The following is a 17,378-nucleotide window of genomic DNA, read 5'->3' as shown; positions in this document are numbered from 1 at the left end:
GAACGCGCGGCCGTCAGAAGGGACGGGCGGGGGAGCCAGTGGCGCCCCCGCCCGTCACGGAGTGCTTAGTAGCACTCCTTGACACCCGTCGACAGCGACATCTTCAGGCCGCTGAGCTTGAAGGTTCCGGCGGTGGTCGCCCACGCCGTCTGCTTCACACCGGTGAGCACGGCCGAGTCCGCCTGCTGGCCGAAGCCGTAGGGGTTGGCCTGCTCGCCGCCGCCCTTCATGCCCGGACCCTTGTTGAGGTCCTTGGCGGGGACACCGATCTCGATGTTGTTGAACGTGGCGTCGGCCGCCAGGTCCTCGACGTCGATGTACAGGTTGTCGGCCTCGACCGGCTTGCTGCCGCCGCCGGCCTTCAGCGTGAGGCTGACCGAACCGAGCAGCGGGATGTCCGGGGTGACCACGGACTGGCACATGTTCGTGATCGTCGCGCTCTTGAACGACGAGACGGCGACGGGGTGAACCGTCTTCTTGCCGTCCAGGGTGTAACCCGTGTCGAGCGCGCCGTACTGAGCGAAGCCCGTGCCGACGAGCTTGTCGGCCGTGACCTTGAACGACTGGCCCGACACGCTGAACGACGCCGCGAGGGCGCCCTGCGCGAGGGCGACGCCTATACACGCCGTGGCGGCCACGCTGGGCACCATGACGACGGCGAACCGCTTCCATCTGGTCCCGCCACGCACCTGGGACTCCATATTTCCTCCTTCTCGGACGTACATCTCCTGCCCCCGACTCACCACCGAGGCGGCGGCTCAGCCGGGCAGGGATGGGAGAAGTGCTACGTCCTCGGGAAGGGGAGCGCCCGTGTTCCGAGGCGCTGTCCGCGCACCGATCACCGGCGATCACCCCCGAGCGACAACCACTGGTCGCGCCTGACACGCATCACGCACAACCTTGCTGGACAGGCTCCACCGAGCGGTGAAGACCCCCCTGCCCCAGAGCCGGCGTCACAGCCGCCGGCCCTGCTCGGTGGGGACCCAGGAAAACCCGTTGACCCAACCGGCTGTCGGGGTACGGCATTGGACCGAGCGTGGCCGATCGTGGTGCATTCTCGCCGCCCGCACAAGGGGGTTCGTTACTCGCTAGTAACGGCCGGATAACCGAACAACGACCCACAGGTCTCGGGCGGCGACGCAGGGTGGCAGATGGGCCCGGAACAAAACTGTTGATCGAGGGACAGAACCCGACACTTCCGCGGCCTGGACTTACTTCAAGTAACAGCGGCCGCGATTACCAAGATTTGGTAAAGCGCGGCCGCAGAAGAGCCTCTTCGGCAAAATTTTCACTCGGGAACCACGTGCCCCGACGTTTAGCGACTGGTCAGGAACAGGGCCCCCGCCCCGCTCAGAACAGCGCCCTGGCCAACGCCCGCCGCGCCGCGCCCACGCGCGGGTCCTCCGGGCCCACGACCTCGAACAACTCCAGCAGCCGCACCCGTACGGCGTCCCGCTCGTCGCCCGCCGTGCGGCGGACGGTGTCGATCAGCCGGCCGAAGGCGTCCTCGACATGGCCGCCCACCAGGTCCAGGTCGGCGGCGGCGATCTGCGCCGCGGCGTCCTGCGGCTTCTCGGCGGCGTCCTTGCGCACCTGCTGCGGGTCCAGCTCCTGCACCCGGTGCAGGAGTTCGGCCTGCGCCAGACCCAGCTTCGCCTCTGTGTTCGCCGGGTCGTCCGCGAGGACGTCGCGGTACGCCTGCACGGCGGCGCCGAAGTCCCCCGCGTCCAGGGCGTGCACGGCGGCCTCCAGAAGGGCGTCGTGCGGACCGGCCGGGACCTCGGCGGGCTCGGGCCGGCCGCCGCCGGGCTCGGCGTCGGGGTCGACGGTCAGGCCGGTCAGCCCGAAGCGCTGCTCGGCGACCTGCACGAGCTGGTCGAGGGTCTGCCGGATCTGCTCCTCACCGGCGGCCCCCTGGAAGAGCGGCAGGGCCTGCCCCGCGACGACCGCGAAGACGGCCGGGATCCCCTGGACCCCGAACTGCTGCATCAGCATCTGGTTCGCGTCGACGTCGATCTTCGCGAGCAGGAAGCGGCCGTCGTACTCGACGGCGAGCCGCTCCAGGACCGGGCTGAGCTGCTTGCAGGGCTGGCACCACTCGGCCCAGAAGTCGATGACGACGGGCACCTCGGCGGAGCGCTGGAGGACGTCCCGCTCGAATCCCGCCTCGTCGACGTCGATGACGAGATCGGCCGGGGAGACGGCCCCCGCGCCGCCCTGCCGGGCCGTTTCGGCGCGCGTCTGCTCCGCCTTCGCCTTGGCCTCCTGGGCCGCCTTCACCGCGGCGAGGTCGACGACTCCGCTCATGGACATGTTCCGTGGCTGCATGCGTCTATCCTCCCCCGTCCGCGCGTGTGCGTGAAAAGCGTTCCCGAAAGCCGTCTGCACGAGTGCCTGGTCGGGCACCCGGTCGGGCGCCGGGGTCCCCACCCCACGCCCTGCGGTCGCGGCCCGCGCACGTCCAGCGCGAGCTTTCGCTACGAGTCGTAGCGTAATGGCACGGGGTGCCTTCGCGGGGCGGACGCCGGGTGATCTCCCTCACGGCTCCCGGGGAGACAGCGCGGCGCAAAAGGGCGGTTATGGTCGGGGCATGCAGACCCGCACCCCTCTCGGCCGCACCGGCCGCCCGCGCAGTGCCGCCGCGGACACCGCGATCCTGGCCGCGACCCGGGCGGCCCTGGTCGAGCTGGGCTGGTCGAAACTCACCCTGGGGGACGTGGCGACCCGCGCCGGGGTGGCGAAGACGACGCTCTACCGCCGCTGGGCGGGCAAGAACGAACTGGTCGTGGACGCGGTCGCGGAGCTGTTCCACGAGCTGGAACTGCCCGACCGCGGCAGCCTGGCCGCCGACATCGAGGGCGTCGTCCTCCAGTTCGCGGCGATCCTGGCGCGCCCGGAGGCCAAGAGCGGGCTGATGGCGGTGGTGGCCGAGTCCACGCGCGACGACGCTTTGCGGGCGCGCATCCGGGCCTCGATCGTCGAGCCGCAGAAGGACCTCGTGCTGGAGGGCCGCGCCCGCGCCCGGACGCGCGGCGAACTCCCCCCGGAGACCGACCCCGAGGAGGCCGCCCGCACGGTCGACCTCATCTTCGACGTCGTCGCGGGCGCGGTGGTGCACCGCACCCTGGTCAGCGCGGAACCGGCCGACGAGGAGTGGGTGCGGAGCTTCACCCGGGTGCTCCTCCTCGGCCTGACGGCGACGGGCTGACGGTCCCCCGAGGCCAACTGGGCCTTGGGGAACCAGCCTTGGGGGAACCGGACTTGCTAGAACCCGGGCGGCTCGGTGTAGACCCCCCACTCCTCCCGCAGGACGTCGCAGATCTCACCGAGGGTGGCCTCGGCGCGGACGGCGTCCAGCATGGGCCCGATCATGTTCGAGCCGTCCCGGGCCGCGGCCAGCATCGCGGCCAGCGCGGTCCGCACCCGGGCGTCGTCCCGGGCCGCCCTGCGCTCGCCGAGCACCCGCACCTGCTCGCGCTCCACCTCGTGGCTGACCCGCAGGATCTCCAGGTCGCCGGTGACCGAACCGGTGTGGGCGTTGACGCCGACGACCCGCTTCTCGCCCTTCTCCAGGGACTGCTGGTAGCGGAACGCCGACTCGGCGATCTCACCGGTGAACCAGCCGTCCTCGATCCCGCGCAGGATGCCGGAGGTGATCGGCCCGATCGGGTGCCGGCCGTCGGGGTGCGCCCGCAGTCCGCGCTCCTTGATCTGCTCGAAGATCCGCTCGGCGTCGGCCTCGATCCGGTCGGTGAGCTGCTCGACGTACCACGAACCGCCCAGCGGGTCGGCCACGTTGGCGACGCCGGTCTCCTCCATCAGCACCTGCTGGGTGCGCAGCGCGATCTCGGCGGCCTGCTCGCTCGGCAGCGCGAGGGTCTCGTCGAGGGCGTTGGTGTGCAGGGAGTTGGTGCCGCCGAGCACCGCGGCGAGCGCCTCCACCGCCGTACGCACGACGTTGTTGTACGGCTGCTGGGCGGTGAGCGAGACACCGGCGGTCTGGGTGTGGAAGCGCAGCCACTGCGCCTTGTCGGACTTCGCGCCGTAGACGTCCCGCATCCAGCGGGCCCAGATCCGGCGCGCGGCGCGGAACTTGGCGATCTCCTCGAAGAAGTCGAGGTGCGCGTCGAAGAAGAAGGACAGGCCGGGCGCGAAGACGTCGACGTCGAGGCCGCGGCTGAGGCCCAGTTCGACGTACCCGAAGCCGTCCGCGAGGGTGTACGCAAGCTCCTGCGCGGCCGTCGCCCCGGCCTCGCGGATGTGGTAGCCGGAGACCGACAGCGGCTTGTAGGCGGGGATGGCGGCCGCGCAGTGCTCCATCAGGTCGCCGATCAGGCGCAGATGGGGCTCGGGCGGGAAGAGCCACTCCTTCTGCGCGATGTACTCCTTGAAGATGTCCGTCTGGAGCGTGCCGTTGAGGACGCCCGGGTCGACGCCCTGGCGTTCGGCGGCGACGAGGTACATGCAGAAGGCGGGGACGGCGGGGCCGCTGATGGTCATCGACGTGGTGACGTCACCGAGCGGGATGTCCTTGAACAGGACCTCCATGTCGGCGGCCGAGTCGATGGCGACCCCGCAGTGGCCGACCTCGCCCAGGGAGCGGCGGTCGTCGGAGTCGCGGCCCATGAGCGTCGGCATGTCGAAGGCGACGGAGAGACCGCCGCCGCCGTTGGCCAGGATCATCTTGTAGCGCTCGTTGGTCTGCTCGGCGTTGCCGAACCCGGCGAACTGCCGGATGGTCCACGTACGCCCCCGGTAGCCGGTCGGGTAGAGGCCGCGGGTGAAGGGGTACTCACCGGGCCAGCCGATCCGCTCGAAGCCGTCGTACCGGTCCCCGGGCCGGGGCCCGTACACCGGCTCCACGGGGTCCCCGGAGAGCGTGGTGAAGTCCGCGTCGCGCTTGCGCGAAGCGTCGTACCGGGCCTGCCAGCGACGGCGGCCCTCCTCGATGGCGTCAGCGTCCATGCTTCGAATTTACTTGGACGTCCTAGTAAATGTCGATGGGGGACCGCCTTGAGTAAGCCGTACGGCGGTAAGGACGCGCTGCGCGACCGGTGCGCCGGCATCGCCTAGCCTGGCGCCGTACGGCGGACGAGGGGGAGCCGGGATGAACGTGAACGGGATACGCACGGTGGGTCTGCTCGGGGCGGGGGTCCTGATGCTGCTCGCCGGAGGCGGGGTGATCGCCGTCGGGGCCGGGGCACCGGGGCTGGACACACGGACCTTCACCCGCATCTCGTGCAACGAGAAACACACCGCCAAGGGCGGCACCGTATGGCACTGCTTCGGCATGACCGCCGCCCAGATCGAGGCGGCCGAGGAGCAGCAGCGCCAGGCCCGGGAGGACGCGCTGCGCGGCAGCTATCCGGACCTGGAACCCGTGCCGCGCACCCGGCTCACGTTCGTCGACCACGACGGCCGGCAGGACCCCGCCGAGGTCACCGCGACCCGGGTCGGCTCACGGTGGATCGCCCACGCGCCGGGCGTGGTGGCCACGGGTGTCGCACTCCTGGCAGTGGGAGCCGGGGTGGCCGCCGCGAGCGTCGTACGACTGCGGGCCACCCGCCCGCCCGCGGAGCAACGGTGAAAGCGCACGTCCGAGCGGCTACGCCTTGGCGGCGGCGGTCGAGGCGTCGACGCCGTCCCCCGCCGCCTCCAGCTCCCGGCTGATCCTCCGCTCCACGAAGAACGCGGCCGTCGGGATCGTCCCCGCGAGCAGCACCCAGAGCTGCTTGGCGACCGGCCACTTCGCCTTGGAGCCCAGATCGAAGGCGAAGACCAGGTAGACGACGTAGAGCCAGCCGTGCGCGATGGAGACGGCCCGGGTGGCGTCCGCCGCGCCGTCCAGGTCCAGGACGTACTTGCCGATCATGCACAGGCACAGGAGAACCAGCAGCACACCGGTCACATAGGCCAGGACGCGGTAGCGGGTCAGCACGCTCTTCTTCATGCAGCGAGCGTAACGGGCTGTCCCGGGCGATCTTGCCGGGGGTCGGCCCGCTCGCCACAAGGGCGCTGGATCAGCGAGTGGCGCCCTCCGGCCACAGGATCCGCACCGGGGTGCCGTGACGCTCCGCGTACGCGACCACGTCCGCCGTACCGCCGAACCCCCGGGCGGGCTCGCCGTCCCACACCGCGAGGAGTTCGTCGGACAGGCCCACCAGAATCTCCGAGCCCGCCATGTGCGCCTCGGGCGTCGACTCGCCCATCCCGGTCACATGGGTGGCGGACGCCTTCCCCAGCAGGGCGTCGAACGTCGCGTGGTGCCACTCGGGAAGCGCGTCGCGGTATCCGACGGCCGGAACGACGACCTCAAGACGGCCACCGTGCTCCACCACGGCCTCGGCGAACCACGCGTCGGGGCCGTCCGCGATGCACGAGACACCGACCAGCTCGGCGGCGTCGTAGGCACGCACCGCCGTCACGATCATCTCCCGCACACTCCGCCCCACGTCCGCCCCGAGCCCCCGGTGCCCGGTGATCCCCACCCGCATGCCTGTCCTCCTAGAGATGAGCGCCGTGCAGGCGCTCATCTAAGTCCCGGACCTGTACGTCAGCCCGGTGTCGAGTGCCCGCCGGGCAAGTGCGAATGCCGACTCGACGCGTCCACCGGCGAGGTGTCCGGCCGCGATGTCGAGCACCAGGAGCGCGCGCTGCTTCGCGTGGCCGACGGTGAGGGCCTCCACGCCGTCCGACAGCCCCCAGTCCGCCCGGCCGAGCCGCGCCCCACAGGTCACCACCCGGCACGCGGTCGACGCGCAGGCAGGCCCTCTACTCGTCCTCGAAATCCCGTGCCGCCACCCGCAAGGGACGCAGCATCGCGAAGATTTCCGCGCATTCCTCCGCGTCGTACGCGCCGAGGCCGAAGTCCATGGCCATCAGGTCGCGGGTGGCGGACTCGACGACCTCGCGGCCCTTGTCCGTGATGACGGCGAGGGTGCCGCGGCCGTCGTTGGGGTTGGGGCGTCTGGCGACCAGGCCGGAGCGGACCAGGCGGTCCACGGTGTTGGTCACCGAGGTGGGGTGCACCTGGAGCCGTTCGCCGATCTTCGACATGGTCAGCTCGCCCTCCTTGGAGAAGGTGAGCAGCACCAGCGCCTCGTAGCGGGCGAAGGTCAGCCCGTACGGCTTGACGACCGCGTCCACCTCGGCGAGGAGGATCTGGTGGGCGCGCATGATCGAGGTGATCGCGGCCATGGACGGCACGCTGCCCCAGCGCTGCTTCCAGAGCTCGTCGGCGCGGGCGATGGGGTCGAAAGGAAGGCTGAGCGGCTTCGGCACGGCACCAGACCCTACCCGCCGGTCATATCCTGGGCAGCCCCGTCTCGGCTTTCGGTCCGCCGGGCCTCCCGGGCCAGCAGCAGACAGCAGACGGTCCCCAGCGCGCCGGCCCCGGCGACCGCCGCCCGTACGCCCGCCAGCTCCGCCGCGACGCCCGCCAGCGCCATCCCGACGCCCTGGAAAGTCATGAGCCCGGCGGTGAGCAGCGTCATCGCCCGGCCGCGCAGCTCCTCCGGCACGGCCCGCACGAACCACTGGTCGACCCCGAGGGTGTACGCCGTCCCGGCGCCGGAGACCACCAGCAGCAGGAGGGAGACGGCGAGGCCGGGGCGCAGGGCGAAGCCGAGGTAGGGCAGCAGGGTGAGGCAGACCAGCGGCAGCGCGACCCGCTCGCGGGTTGCGGGCCGCAGCCGGGAGCCCGCGTACAGCTCGCCCACGATCGTGCCGACCGGCAGCGCGCACATCAGCAGGCCGAGGGCGATCGGCCCGGCGCCCAGCTCGTCGGTGTACGGCGCCGCCAGGGCCTCCGGCGCGACCGAGAACACCGGCGGGATCCAGGTGAGCAGGAGCAGCACCCGCACCCGCCGGTCGGCCAGCACCAGCCGGGCGCCCCTGAGGGAGTCCCGGACGAGCGTGCCGTCGGCGCGGGAACGGGCGGGGCGGCGGCGGGTGCCCAGGCGCAGGATCGCGGCGGAGGCCACGAAGGTGCCGACCGTCACCAGCAGGGCCTGGCGCGGCGCGGCGACGGTGAGCAGCAGGCCGCCGAGCCCGTAGCCGGCCAGCAGCGCACTCTGCGAGACGATCCGCAGCAGGGAACGGCCGAGGACGAACAGGTCGCCGTCGCCGAGGATGTCGGCGAGCGTCGCCATCCGGGTGCCGCCGAACACCGGGGAGACCACGGCCAGCGCGCAGCGCAGCGCGAGCAGCACGGCCAGCGGCGCCCCCGGCACGGCCATCGGTACGACGCACAGCGCGCACACCAGATCGCAGACCACCAGCACCCGGCGGGCCGGGAAGCGGTCGGCGACGCCCGCGAGCAGGGTGCCGCCGACGACGTACGGCAGGAAGCCCAGGGCGAAGGTGAGCGCGCTCATCAGCGGGGAGCCCGTGAGGTCGTAGACGAGGACCGCGAGGGCGATCTCGGCGACGACCACGCCGAGCAGGGAGAGCGTGTGGGCGGCGAAGACGGCGCGGAACTCGGGGACGGCGAGGACGCGGGCGTACCCGGTCGGGGGTGCGGCCTGCGCGGCGGGGACGGCGTCCTCCGGCGTGACCTCTGAAGTGACCTCTGGCATGGACGGCAGCGTGCTCGGGGCAGGGCCGCGCGGCCTATAGTTTCGGCCCTGGCCGAATGTTCCGGCCGCCGTCGTGTCCCGTGTCGTCCCAGGAGGCCCCGTGCCCTCGCGTCTGCACTTCGGCGAGGACGACTTCCTGCGCTGCCGCTTCGCCGTGTCCCCGCTCTGGGAGACGCAGGAGGTGGTGCGCATGCTCAAGCGGCCCGAGCGGCACGCCTATCACGCGCCCTGGCTGCGGCGCGCGGCCTCGGTGGCGGCGGGCCTGGACCTCGCGGGGCTGTGGCTGCTGATGCCGCGGCGGGGCCACTCCCCCGACTGGCTGTGCCCGCCGCCGCTCGGTCCGGCCGCCTCCTTCGAGGAGGAGATCGCCGCCGTGCGGGCGAGCGATCCGGCGGCGGCGCGCGCGGACACGGCCCGGTCGCTGGCCGACACCCCGGGCGCCCTCGGTTCGGCGCGCGGGCGGCGGTGGCTGACGGACCCTGCCGGCATGGTCCGGGAGCTGGCGGACGCCCTGGAGGAGACCTGGCGCGCCCTGGTCGCGCCGGACTGGCCGCGGCTGCGCGCCCTGCTGGAGGCCGACGTGGCGTTCCACTCGCGCCGGCTGGCCGAGGTGGGGCTCGGCGGGCTGCTGCCGGAGATCAGCCGGCGGTTCGGCTGGCGGGCCGGGACGCTGACGGTCGAGTCCCGCGTCGTGCACGAACGGCGGCTGGACGGTCAGGGTCTGGTGCTGATGCCGAGCGTGTTCATCTGGCCGGACGTGGTGAGCACCTGGGACCCGCCGTGGCAGCCGACGCTCGTCTACCCGGCGCGCGGCATCGCCGGTCTGTGGGCCGAGCCCGGGGACCGGGCCGCCCCCGAGGTGCTGGTACGGCTCCTCGGGCGCGGCCGGGCCGGGGTGCTGGCCGCGCTCGACGAACCGGCCGGCACCGTCGCCCTCGCGCACCGCCTCGGCCTCGCGCCATCGTCGGTCTCCGCGCATCTGACACTGCTGCGGGACGCGGGGCTGCTCGTGGCGCGGCGCTACGGCCATCAGGTGCTGTACGAGCGGACCCCGCTGGGGATGGCGCTGGCGACGGGCGGGACGGCCGGCTGAGCCGCCCGCCCGTACCGGCCCCTCAGTACAGCCGGCGCAGCCCGAGCACGTCCCCCTTGCCCAGGGTGCGGGCGCTGGTGGAGCAGATGTACGAGTTCGCGTACATGGTGAGGTTGCCGTGCCCGGGGCCCGCGTGGCCCAGGCCGAAGACATGGCCCGCCTCGTGCGTGGCGACGCTGCGGATGTCGTAGGCGTTGTCGCAGGTGTCGCTGTGCGGGTTGTTGGTGAAGCGGTAGTGGCGGATGTTGAAGCGGACGTCCGCCTCGATGAGCTGGTCGGGGCGCGGTCCCGGCACCGGGTTGCTCCAGGAGCAGGTGGTGGCGACGACCCCGCTGCTGAGGTCGCCCGCGTCCCAGACGTTCAGGCCGTCGCGGGTGGTGCAGCGGGCCTCGGCGTCGACGTCGGCCTCGTGGTGGGTGGCGGCCACGAACCGCGCCTTGGCCCGGACGGTGTCGGCGAAGCCGCAGTCGTTGCGGCTGGTGGTGATGGTGGCGATGGCGTCCTCGAAGGCGCGGCGGGCCTCGGCGCGGGAGATCCCGCCGGGCATCGGGCCGTCCCCGATGAACCAGTCGTAGGTGTTGTACTCCTTGCGGTCCGCGGTGGTGAACGCGGAGTCGTCGCAGGCCGCGGGCGAGTCGGCGCGGCTGCCGGCGCCCGTCGCCGCACGGTCGCCGGGTGCGGTGTGGTCGTCGTCGTAGGAGACCGTGCCGTCGGCGGCGACCCGTACGGTGAGGCCGCGGGCGGCGCCGTCCACGGTCAGCGCCTCGACGGCGACCGTGACGCCCGGTTCGGGTACGGCGACGCCGACACCGTCCCGGGTGAGGAGCCGGCCGACGGCGGCGCAGCGGATCACCGAGGATCCGGCAGGCAGGTCGTCGACGGTCAGATCGCCCCGGGCGGGCCCGCATCCCGGCACCCGGCCGGAGTCACCTCCGCCGGCGACGGACAGCAGCGCCGTCAGTACGAACGCCGTGACCGCCCTGCCGAGAAGTCCCGGCCCGCGCCACCCAGTCACGCATCCTCCCGCTGAACGCCAGGCCCGTCGCCTGTGATCGATCCGGGGAGACATTAACCGCGCCGGGGGCCGTGAAACCCGTCACCCGGTCGCCCTATTGAGGGACTGATCAAACGGGTGTACCGTCCGCGCGGTTTCGCCGGGCGGGCGCTCAAGTCCCGCCCGGGCACGGCGGATTGACGGGGCGGCAGCATGCCGCTGCGCGGGTCCGCGCCGGGCCGGACGAGGCGCGGACACCCGCCCGGGCCCGCCGCCGGGCACCGGCCCGGGGACCCGGGAGGCGCCGAGATTCACCGGGATCGCCTATCTGCGGCGGCGCGGAGGCGAGCGGCGGTGCAGAGGCGAGCGGCGGCGCGGAGGCGAGCGGCACGGCCCGGCGGGCTACTCCGCCAGGTACCGCTCCACCGTCTCCACCTTCGACGTCATACCGTCCGTGACGCCGGGGCGGATGTCCGCCTTGAGGACCAGGGAGACCCGCGGCGCGCGTGCCTCGACGGCGGCGACGGCGCGCCGGACGACGTCCATGACCTCGTCCCACTCGCCCTCGATCGAGGTGAACATGGCGTCGGTGCGGTGCGGGAGGCCGGACGCGCGGACCACCCGGACGGCGTCGGCGACGTACTCCCCGACGTCCTCGCCGACACCCAGCGGGGTGACCGAGAAGGCGACGATCACGCGTTCACGACCCCGGTCTTGCGGGCGCGGGAGGCGATGACCGCGTCCTCGGCCTCACGGCGCAGCCGGCGGTCGGCGAAGAAGCCGCCGGCCGGGAGGACGGAGAACAGGAGGTAGAGGGACGCCGTCCCCAGCGACCACTTCGCGCGGTTCCAGGCGTCCGCCCAGAAGAGCACGTAGAGGACGAACAGCACGCCGTGGATCATGCCCATGACGGGTACCGCGTTGAACTCCGTCGTCCGCTTCAGCACCGAGCAGACGAGCAGCAGCAGGAAGGACACCGCCTCGGGGGCGGAGACCAGGCGGAGGCGGCGGAGGGCGGAGGCGGTCTTGAGGTCCACGGGTCACCTTCGGGGGGGGGGAGGTCGGGCGGGTCAGGCGGGTCGGACAAGTCGGGCGTCACCGGCGCGGCGACTTGTGAACGCACGCACAAGCGCTCGCCCCATTGAAGCAAACGGTCACCCCGAGACCGTCCTCAGGGTGCGGTCAGGGTCGGTATCCACCCGTGGGCCCTGTTCCATCCACCCCCGCGAGGGCTACCTTTCGCTGCGTGGCGATGTTCCGACTGCAAGGCAGCAAGGTGCTGGCCGTCGACATGACCGGGGACGCCGTGAAGGCGAAGAACGGCTCGATGGTCGCGTACGACGGTCAGATGACCTTCAAGAAGCTCAGTGGCGGCGGTGAGGGCATCCGGGGGATGGTCACCCGGCGGCTCACCGGCGAGCAGATGACCGTGATGGAGGTGACAGGGCAGGGCACGTGCTGGTTCGCCGACCGCGCGTCCGAGATCAACCTCGTCCGCCTCCAGGGCGAAACGCTGTACGTCGAGTCCAGCAACCTCCTCGCGACGGAGTCGGGGCTGCGCACCGGCACGAGCTTCACCGGCCTGCGCGGGGCGACCCAGGGCAACGGCCTGTTCACGACGACCGTCGAGGGGCACGGCCAGGCGGCGATCATGTCCGACGGGCCGGCCGTCGTGCTGCGGGTCAGCCCGCAGTACCCGCTGACCGTCGACCCCGGCGCGTACATCGCGCACCAGGGTGCCGTGCGGCAGTCCTTCCAGTCCGGGGTGACGTTCCGCACGTTCCTGGGCGAGGGCGGCGGCGAGGCGTTCCAGATCCGGTTCGAGGGGGACGGCCTGGTGTACGTCCAGCCGAGCGAGCGCAACACGATCGCGGGGGACGTCTGACATGGCCTTCCGAGAGATCAACTCCAAGATGGTCGAGGCCACGGTGGTCCCCGGCCAGCGGCTGTTCAGTCAGCGCGGCGCGATGCTGGCGTACCGCGGCGAGGTGTCCTTCACCCCGAACATGCAGGGCGGTCAGGGCGGGGTGATGTCCATGATCGGGCGCCGCCTGGCCAACGAGGACACGCCCCTGATGAGCGTCGAGGGCAGCGGCACGGTCCTCTTCGGGCACGGCGGTCACCATGTGCATCTGATCCGGCTCACCGGCGACACCCTGTACGTCGAGGCGGACCGGCTGCTGGCCTTCGAGGGCACGCTCCAGCAGGGCACCATGTTCCTGGGCTCGCAGGGCGGGGTGATGGGCATGGTCCGCGGCCAGGTCAGCGGCCAGGGCCTGTTCACCACGACCCTCAAGGGGCACGGCGCGGTCGCCGTGATGGCGCACGGCGGCGTCTTCGAGATCCCGATCACCCCGCAGCGCCCGGTGCACGTCGACCCGCAGGCGTACGTCGCCCACCAGGGAGACGTCCGCAACAAGCTGTCGACCGCGCTGGGCTGGCGGGACATGGTGGGGCGCGGCTCCGGTGAGGCGTTCCAGCTCGAACTGAGCGGTCATGGTGTGGTGTTCGTCCAGGCGTCGGAGGAGAAACTGTGAGCGGCTACCCCGGCGCGGGACCCATCGTGCACGACCCCCTGACCCTCCCGGCCGACGACAACGTGAACGCGTACACCTTCTGCGTGGAACTGAAGGGGAGCCAGTGGTTCCTCCAGAAGGGGAAGATGATCGCCTACTACGGCTCGATCGACTTCAACGGCGTCGGACACGGCCGGCTGGACCGTCTGGTGCGTACGTCGTTCCATTCGCCACTGCACGCGAGCGACTGGGTCGTGGCGGAGGGCTCGGGCAAGATGCTCCTCGCCGACCGGGCCTTCGACGTGAATTCCTACGATCTGGACAACGGCAACCTGACCATTCGCTCCGGCAATCTGCTCGCTTTTCAGCCAAGTCTCGCGTTGAAGCAATCCATCGTCCCGGGATTCCTCACGCTGATCGGAACCGGAAAGTTCGTCGCCGCGTCTAACGGTCCGGTGGTGTTCATGGAACCTCCGATCCGGGTGGACCCGCAGGCGCTCGTCGGCTGGGCCGACTGCCCCTCCCCCTGCCATCACTACGACCATGGGTACATGACCGGCGTCATGGGCGGTCTACGTGCACTGACGGGGCTGGGCGGGGCTTCCGGCGAGGAGCATCAGTTCGAGTTCGTCGGCGCCGGGACGGTGCTGCTCCAGTCGTCCGAGACGCTCATGGCCGAGCAGGCGGCGGGGGTCGTTCCGCACCAGCCGGGGGTGCCCGGCGGCGGGACGCCCGGCATGGCCGGCGGGCACGGCGGGCAGTCGGCGGGACCGCGCCTTCCCGGACAGCTCGGAGACCTCCAGCGTCGCTTCGGGCTGTGAGCGGTAGTCTGCGGAGTGTGACATCGAACGCCTGCCCACCGTCACACGACCTTCGCTAGTACGCATTTCAACATTTTAGGTAGACTTCATTCATGGAGACCGAAACGGCCACTCGCTGGCTGAACGACGCGGAGCAGTGCGCCTGGCGCACCCACCTGGAGGTCAACCGCCTGTTGACCTACCAGCTCGAAAAAGACCTCCAGCCGTTCGGCCTCACGATGAACGACTACGAGATCCTGGTGAACCTCTCCGAGTCGGACGACGTCCGTATGCGGATGAGCGACCTCGCGTCCGCCACCCTCCAGTCCAAGAGCCGTCTCTCGCACCAGATCACCCGCATGGAGAACGCGAACCTGGTACGCCGTGAGAACTGCGAGTCCGACCGCCGCGGCCTGTACGCGGTGCTGACGGAGCACGGCATGGAGACGATGCAGAAGGTCGCACCCCACCATGTGGCGTCGGTGCGGCGCCACTTCATCGACCTGCTCTCGCCCGAGGCGCTCCTCGAGCTGGACAAGTCCCTCAAGCCCATCGCGGAGCACCTCCGCGGCCAGCGCGGACGCCCCTAGGACCTAGGGCCCAGGGCGTGTTGCGCCCTGGGCGTCCCGCGCGTCCCGGAAGACCGGCAGGCGGAGCTCGAACCGGGCCCCGCCTGCCGGCGCGTCACCCACCGTGAGCGTGCCGCCGTGCCGCACGGCCACGTCCCGGGCGATGGCCAGCCCCAGGCCCGCCCCGCCGTCGTCCCGGGCCCGCGCGTCGTCCAGCCGCACGAACCGCTCGAAGATCCGCTCCCGGTCCGCCGCGGGCACCCCGTCCCCGTCGTCGGCGACCGTGACGACCGCCCGGGCGTCCTCCCCGCGCCCTTCCTCGCGCACGGTCACCGAGACCCCGGTCCGGGCGTGCCGCAGCGCGTTGTCCAGCAGGTTGGCCAGCACCCGCCCGAGCTGCCCCCGCGAGCCGCCGGCCTCCACCGGCCCGGCGGCGGACACGGTCACCCCGGGCCGCCCCGCCGCCTCCTCCCGCGCCAGCGCCGCGAGGTCGACCCGGGCGCCGGGCACCGGCCCCTCCCCCGCGTCCAGCCGGGCGAGCAGCAGCAGATCGGCGGCGAGCCGCTGGAGCCGTACGGTGTCCTCGACCGCGCCCGCCACGTCCAGCAGACCGGGGTGCGCGGCGCCCACCTCCAACTGGGTGCGCAGCGAGGCGATGGGGCTGCGCAGCTCGTGGGAAGCGTCGGCGACGAACCGGCGCTGGCGCTCCACGGACGCCTCCAGCGCGGCCAGCGTCTCGTTGGTGGTCCGGGCCAGCCGGGCCACCTCGTCATGGGTGTCCGGCTCGGGCACCCGGCGGGCCAGATCGGCGGAGGCGGTGATCGCGGCCATCTCCCGCCGGATGCCCTCGACCGGCCGCAGCGCCCGCCGCGTGACCAGCCAGGTCACCCCCGCCACGACGGCGAGCAGCAGCGGGAAGCCGATCAGCATGGCGGTGAGGGCGGTGCCCACGGCGCCGCGCTCGGTGTCCAGCGGGGCGCCCGCGTGGACGGTGACGGGGCCGCCGTCGGGCCCCCGCACCGCGACGGCGGCGAAGCGGTACGAGGCGGTGTCGCAGTCGACCGTGGCGGTGCCGTCGAGGTAGCGGGTCTCGTCGTCGATCTCACCGGGGTCGAGGTCGTCGCCCGCGTCGTCGTCGGGGTCCGGCACGTCGATCCGCTCCAGCTCCTCGCTCGACGCGACCGCCCGGCCGCCCGCGTCCACGATCCGCACCGGCCGCTCGTCGTCGTCCATCGCGGACAGCCGGTCGTACGGCGTCCCCACCGCGAGCTGGGCGGCGACCGCCCGCGCGGAACGCTCCGCCCTGCCGTCCGCCTGGTCGGTCAGGCTGGAGCGCAGCGCCAGCAGGACGGCGGTGCCGGCCGCGAGGAGCGCGACGGCGACGACGAGGGTGGCGCCGAGCGTCGCCCGGGCCCGCACCGAACCGAACCGGGCGCTCATCGCGCCGCCCCCGGCCGCTCCAGCCGGTACCCGGCGCCGCGCACGGTGCCGATGAGACCGGCGCCCAGCTTGCGGCGCAGGGCGCTGACGTACACCTCGACGATGTTGAGGTCGCCCTCGTAGGCGAAGTCCCAGACGTGCTCCAGGATCTCCGCCTTGGACACCACCTCGCCGGCCCGCACCACGAGCTGTTCCAGGACGGCGAACTCCTTGGCGGTGAGCACCACTTCGGTGCCGGCCAGCAGCACCCGCCGGGCGGCGGTGTCCACCTGCAGGTCGCCGAGGACGTGCACGGGCGACGCCCCGGCGCCCTGGGCGCGGCGCCGCAGCAGCGCCTTGATCCGGGCGACGAGGACGACGTACGAGAAGGGCTTGGTCAGATAGTCGTCCGCGCCCGTGTCCAGGCCCTCGGCCTCGTCGTACTCGCCGTCCTTGGCGGTGAGCATCAGGATCGGCACGTCGTGGCCGGCGGCGCGCAGGGCGGCGCAGACCCGGTAGCCGTTCATCCCGGGCAGCATGATGTCGAGGACGACCAGGTCGTACGGCGTCCCGCTCGCCCGGTGCAGCCCCTCCGGGCCGTCGTGGACGACGTCCACGGCGTAGCCCTCGGCGGTCAGTCCCTTGGCCAGGGAGAGGGCGAGGCGGCGTTCGTCCTCGACGATGAGCAGGCGCATGGGCTTCAGGGTGCCAAACCGAAGCTGAAGCGATCTTCAGGTGGCTTCAGCGTGCCTTCAGGAGGGTTCGGGCAGCGTGGTTCCCGTCGAGAAGACACCGGCTCGGGAGGAACCCCATGAAGCGCACGTTCGCCGTCACCGCCGTCGTCACGTCCCTCGCGCTCGCCGCCGCCGGCGGTACGGCGCTCGCCCTCGCGGACGACGAGCCGGACACGGGCGCGGCCCGGACCGCCCGCACGGTGACGGCGGCCGAGGCCGACACGACCACCACCAAGGCGGACACGACCGACAAGGCCGACGCCACCGGCATCGGCAAGGCCCTCGCCGCCGCGCTGGCGCACACCCCCGGCACCGCCGTCGCCGCCGACCGTGAGGACGACGGCCGGGACGCCGGGGCCTGGGAGGTGGACGTGGTGACCGCCGACGGCACCGAGTACACCGTCACCGTCTCCCCCGACGGCACCAAGATCCTCGGCGCCCACCGCGACGGCGGGGACGACGACGGCCGCGAGGACCTCGCCGCCCTGAAGGGCACGTCGGTGGACGCCCGCGAGGCCGCCCGGGCCGTGGCCGTCAAGGGCACGGTCACCGACGTCGAGCTGGACGACGACGGGGGCACGGTCGCCTGGAGCGTGGAGACCGCGAAGTCCGGCGCCTGGACCGTCGACGCCCGCACGGGCGAGGTGGCCCAGGACCTGGACGACTGAGACGCCGGG

21 protein-coding genes are annotated in these 17,378 nt (G+C 72.4%); 8 read left to right on the top strand and 13 right to left on the bottom strand.

Annotated elements, in window-relative coordinates:
• Positions 1 to 65: 65 nt before the first annotated feature.
• Both AFM16_RS26895 and AFM16_RS26885 read right to left on the bottom strand, forming a co-directional pair.
• A complete protein-coding gene (locus AFM16_RS26895) occupies positions 66 to 701 on the bottom strand; it encodes a DUF6230 family protein (RefSeq protein WP_030784756.1) in 636 nt (211 codons plus the stop codon).
• A 649-nt stretch (positions 702 to 1,350) separates the two neighbouring features.
• Positions 1,351 to 2,328: a tetratricopeptide repeat protein gene (locus AFM16_RS26885; protein WP_078634865.1), complete on the bottom strand. Its 978-nt coding sequence runs from the start codon at positions 2,326 to 2,328 to the stop codon at positions 1,351 to 1,353.
• 262 nt (positions 2,329 to 2,590) lie between these two features.
• Between AFM16_RS26885 and AFM16_RS26880 the strand changes: the two genes are divergently transcribed.
• Positions 2,591 to 3,208, top strand: a complete 618-nt coding sequence (locus tag AFM16_RS26880) for a TetR/AcrR family transcriptional regulator (RefSeq protein WP_030784751.1) — start codon at positions 2,591 to 2,593, stop codon at positions 3,206 to 3,208.
• Between the two features lie 56 nt (positions 3,209 to 3,264).
• On the opposite strand, the gene icmA is transcribed toward AFM16_RS26880, so the two are convergent.
• On the bottom strand, positions 3,265 to 4,965 hold the full coding sequence (gene icmA / locus AFM16_RS26875) for a coenzyme B12-dependent isobutyryl-CoA mutase large subunit (protein WP_078634864.1): 1,701 nt from the start codon (positions 4,963 to 4,965) through the stop codon (positions 3,265 to 3,267).
• Positions 4,966 to 5,113: 148 nt separating this feature from the next.
• Between icmA and AFM16_RS26870 the strand changes: the two genes are divergently transcribed.
• Positions 5,114 to 5,587 (top strand): hypothetical protein, encoded by a 474-nt coding sequence (locus tag AFM16_RS26870; RefSeq protein ID WP_218670755.1) that lies wholly within the window; start codon positions 5,114 to 5,116, stop codon positions 5,585 to 5,587.
• Between the two features lie 18 nt (positions 5,588 to 5,605).
• Here AFM16_RS26870 and AFM16_RS26865 read toward each other — a convergent pair whose 3' ends face one another.
• The 5 genes from AFM16_RS26865 to AFM16_RS26845 all read right to left on the bottom strand — a co-directional run bounded on the left by AFM16_RS26865 (position 5,606) and on the right by AFM16_RS26845 (position 8,576).
• The gene (locus AFM16_RS26865; protein WP_030784733.1) at positions 5,606 to 5,950 is read right to left on the bottom strand and encodes a DUF3817 domain-containing protein; all 345 of its coding nucleotides are present in this window, start codon (positions 5,948 to 5,950) and stop codon (positions 5,606 to 5,608) included.
• A gap of 70 nt (positions 5,951 to 6,020) precedes the next feature.
• Positions 6,021 to 6,494: a hypothetical protein gene (locus AFM16_RS26860; protein ID WP_078634862.1), complete on the bottom strand. Its 474-nt coding sequence runs from the start codon at positions 6,492 to 6,494 to the stop codon at positions 6,021 to 6,023.
• A gap of 39 nt (positions 6,495 to 6,533) precedes the next feature.
• The gene (locus AFM16_RS26855) at positions 6,534 to 6,740 is read right to left on the bottom strand and encodes a hypothetical protein (RefSeq protein ID WP_370628068.1); all 207 of its coding nucleotides are present in this window, start codon (positions 6,738 to 6,740) and stop codon (positions 6,534 to 6,536) included.
• A gap of 31 nt (positions 6,741 to 6,771) precedes the next feature.
• Positions 6,772 to 7,281 (bottom strand): MarR family winged helix-turn-helix transcriptional regulator, encoded by a 510-nt coding sequence (locus AFM16_RS26850; protein ID WP_030784727.1) that lies wholly within the window; start codon positions 7,279 to 7,281, stop codon positions 6,772 to 6,774.
• 11 nt (positions 7,282 to 7,292) lie between these two features.
• Positions 7,293 to 8,576 (bottom strand): MFS transporter, encoded by a 1,284-nt coding sequence (locus tag AFM16_RS26845; RefSeq protein WP_078634861.1) that lies wholly within the window; start codon positions 8,574 to 8,576, stop codon positions 7,293 to 7,295.
• Between the two features lie 100 nt (positions 8,577 to 8,676).
• Here AFM16_RS26845 and AFM16_RS26840 point away from each other — a divergent pair, with 100 nt between their 5' ends.
• Positions 8,677 to 9,669, top strand: coding sequence for an ArsR/SmtB family transcription factor (locus AFM16_RS26840; RefSeq protein WP_078634860.1), 993 nt, complete (start codon positions 8,677 to 8,679; stop codon positions 9,667 to 9,669).
• A gap of 22 nt (positions 9,670 to 9,691) precedes the next feature.
• On the opposite strand, the gene AFM16_RS26835 is transcribed toward AFM16_RS26840, so the two are convergent.
• The 3 genes from AFM16_RS26835 to AFM16_RS26825 all read right to left on the bottom strand — a co-directional run bounded on the left by AFM16_RS26835 (position 9,692) and on the right by AFM16_RS26825 (position 11,700).
• Positions 9,692 to 10,684 carry a matrixin family metalloprotease gene (locus AFM16_RS26835; RefSeq protein WP_030784718.1) on the bottom strand — a complete coding sequence of 331 codons (993 nt, stop codon included), beginning with the start codon at positions 10,682 to 10,684 and terminating at the stop codon, positions 9,692 to 9,694.
• Between the two features lie 381 nt (positions 10,685 to 11,065).
• A complete protein-coding gene (locus AFM16_RS26830) occupies positions 11,066 to 11,359 on the bottom strand; it encodes an MTH1187 family thiamine-binding protein (protein ID WP_030784715.1) in 294 nt (97 codons plus the stop codon).
• A complete protein-coding gene (locus tag AFM16_RS26825; RefSeq protein ID WP_030784713.1) occupies positions 11,356 to 11,700 on the bottom strand; it encodes a DUF3817 domain-containing protein in 345 nt (114 codons plus the stop codon). Before AFM16_RS26825 ends, AFM16_RS26830 begins: the two co-directional genes overlap by 4 nt.
• 215 nt (positions 11,701 to 11,915) lie before the next feature.
• Here AFM16_RS26825 and AFM16_RS26820 point away from each other — a divergent pair, with 215 nt between their 5' ends.
• The 4 genes from AFM16_RS26820 (at position 11,916) to AFM16_RS26805 (ending at position 14,569) form a co-directional block, all read left to right on the top strand.
• Positions 11,916 to 12,548 (top strand): AIM24 family protein, encoded by a 633-nt coding sequence (locus AFM16_RS26820; protein WP_078634859.1) that lies wholly within the window; start codon positions 11,916 to 11,918, stop codon positions 12,546 to 12,548.
• A gap of 1 nt (position 12,549) precedes the next feature.
• Positions 12,550 to 13,200, top strand: a complete 651-nt coding sequence (locus AFM16_RS26815) for an AIM24 family protein (protein ID WP_030784707.1) — start codon at positions 12,550 to 12,552, stop codon at positions 13,198 to 13,200.
• Entirely contained in the window at positions 13,197 to 14,000 is an 804-nt protein-coding gene (locus tag AFM16_RS26810) for an AIM24 family protein (RefSeq protein ID WP_078634858.1), read from the top strand. The genes AFM16_RS26815 and AFM16_RS26810 overlap by 4 nt, the downstream gene beginning before the upstream one ends.
• Positions 14,001 to 14,092: 92 nt before the next feature.
• The gene (locus tag AFM16_RS26805; protein ID WP_030784701.1) at positions 14,093 to 14,569 is read left to right on the top strand and encodes a MarR family winged helix-turn-helix transcriptional regulator; all 477 of its coding nucleotides are present in this window, start codon (positions 14,093 to 14,095) and stop codon (positions 14,567 to 14,569) included.
• Between the two features lie 3 nt (positions 14,570 to 14,572).
• Here the strand turns inward: AFM16_RS26805 and AFM16_RS26800 are convergent, their stop codons facing one another.
• Together AFM16_RS26800 and AFM16_RS26795 are read right to left on the bottom strand one after the other, a co-directional pair.
• The gene (locus AFM16_RS26800; RefSeq protein WP_078634857.1) at positions 14,573 to 15,988 is read right to left on the bottom strand and encodes a sensor histidine kinase; all 1,416 of its coding nucleotides are present in this window, start codon (positions 15,986 to 15,988) and stop codon (positions 14,573 to 14,575) included.
• Positions 15,985 to 16,662: a response regulator transcription factor gene (locus AFM16_RS26795; RefSeq protein ID WP_078634856.1), complete on the bottom strand. Its 678-nt coding sequence runs from the start codon at positions 16,660 to 16,662 to the stop codon at positions 15,985 to 15,987. The genes AFM16_RS26800 and AFM16_RS26795 overlap by 4 nt, the downstream gene beginning before the upstream one ends.
• A gap of 116 nt (positions 16,663 to 16,778) precedes the next feature.
• Between AFM16_RS26795 and AFM16_RS26790 the strand changes: the two genes are divergently transcribed.
• Positions 16,779 to 17,369 carry a PepSY domain-containing protein gene (locus AFM16_RS26790; RefSeq protein WP_078634855.1) on the top strand — a complete coding sequence of 197 codons (591 nt, stop codon included), beginning with the start codon at positions 16,779 to 16,781 and terminating at the stop codon, positions 17,367 to 17,369.
• Positions 17,370 to 17,378 lie beyond the last annotated feature (9 nt).

This window comes from Streptomyces antibioticus, from assembly GCF_002019855.1.
GTDB classification, from domain to species: Bacteria; Actinomycetota; Actinomycetes; order Streptomycetales; family Streptomycetaceae; genus Streptomyces; species Streptomyces antibioticus_B.
This window is presented reverse-complemented; position numbering and strand designations above follow the sequence as displayed.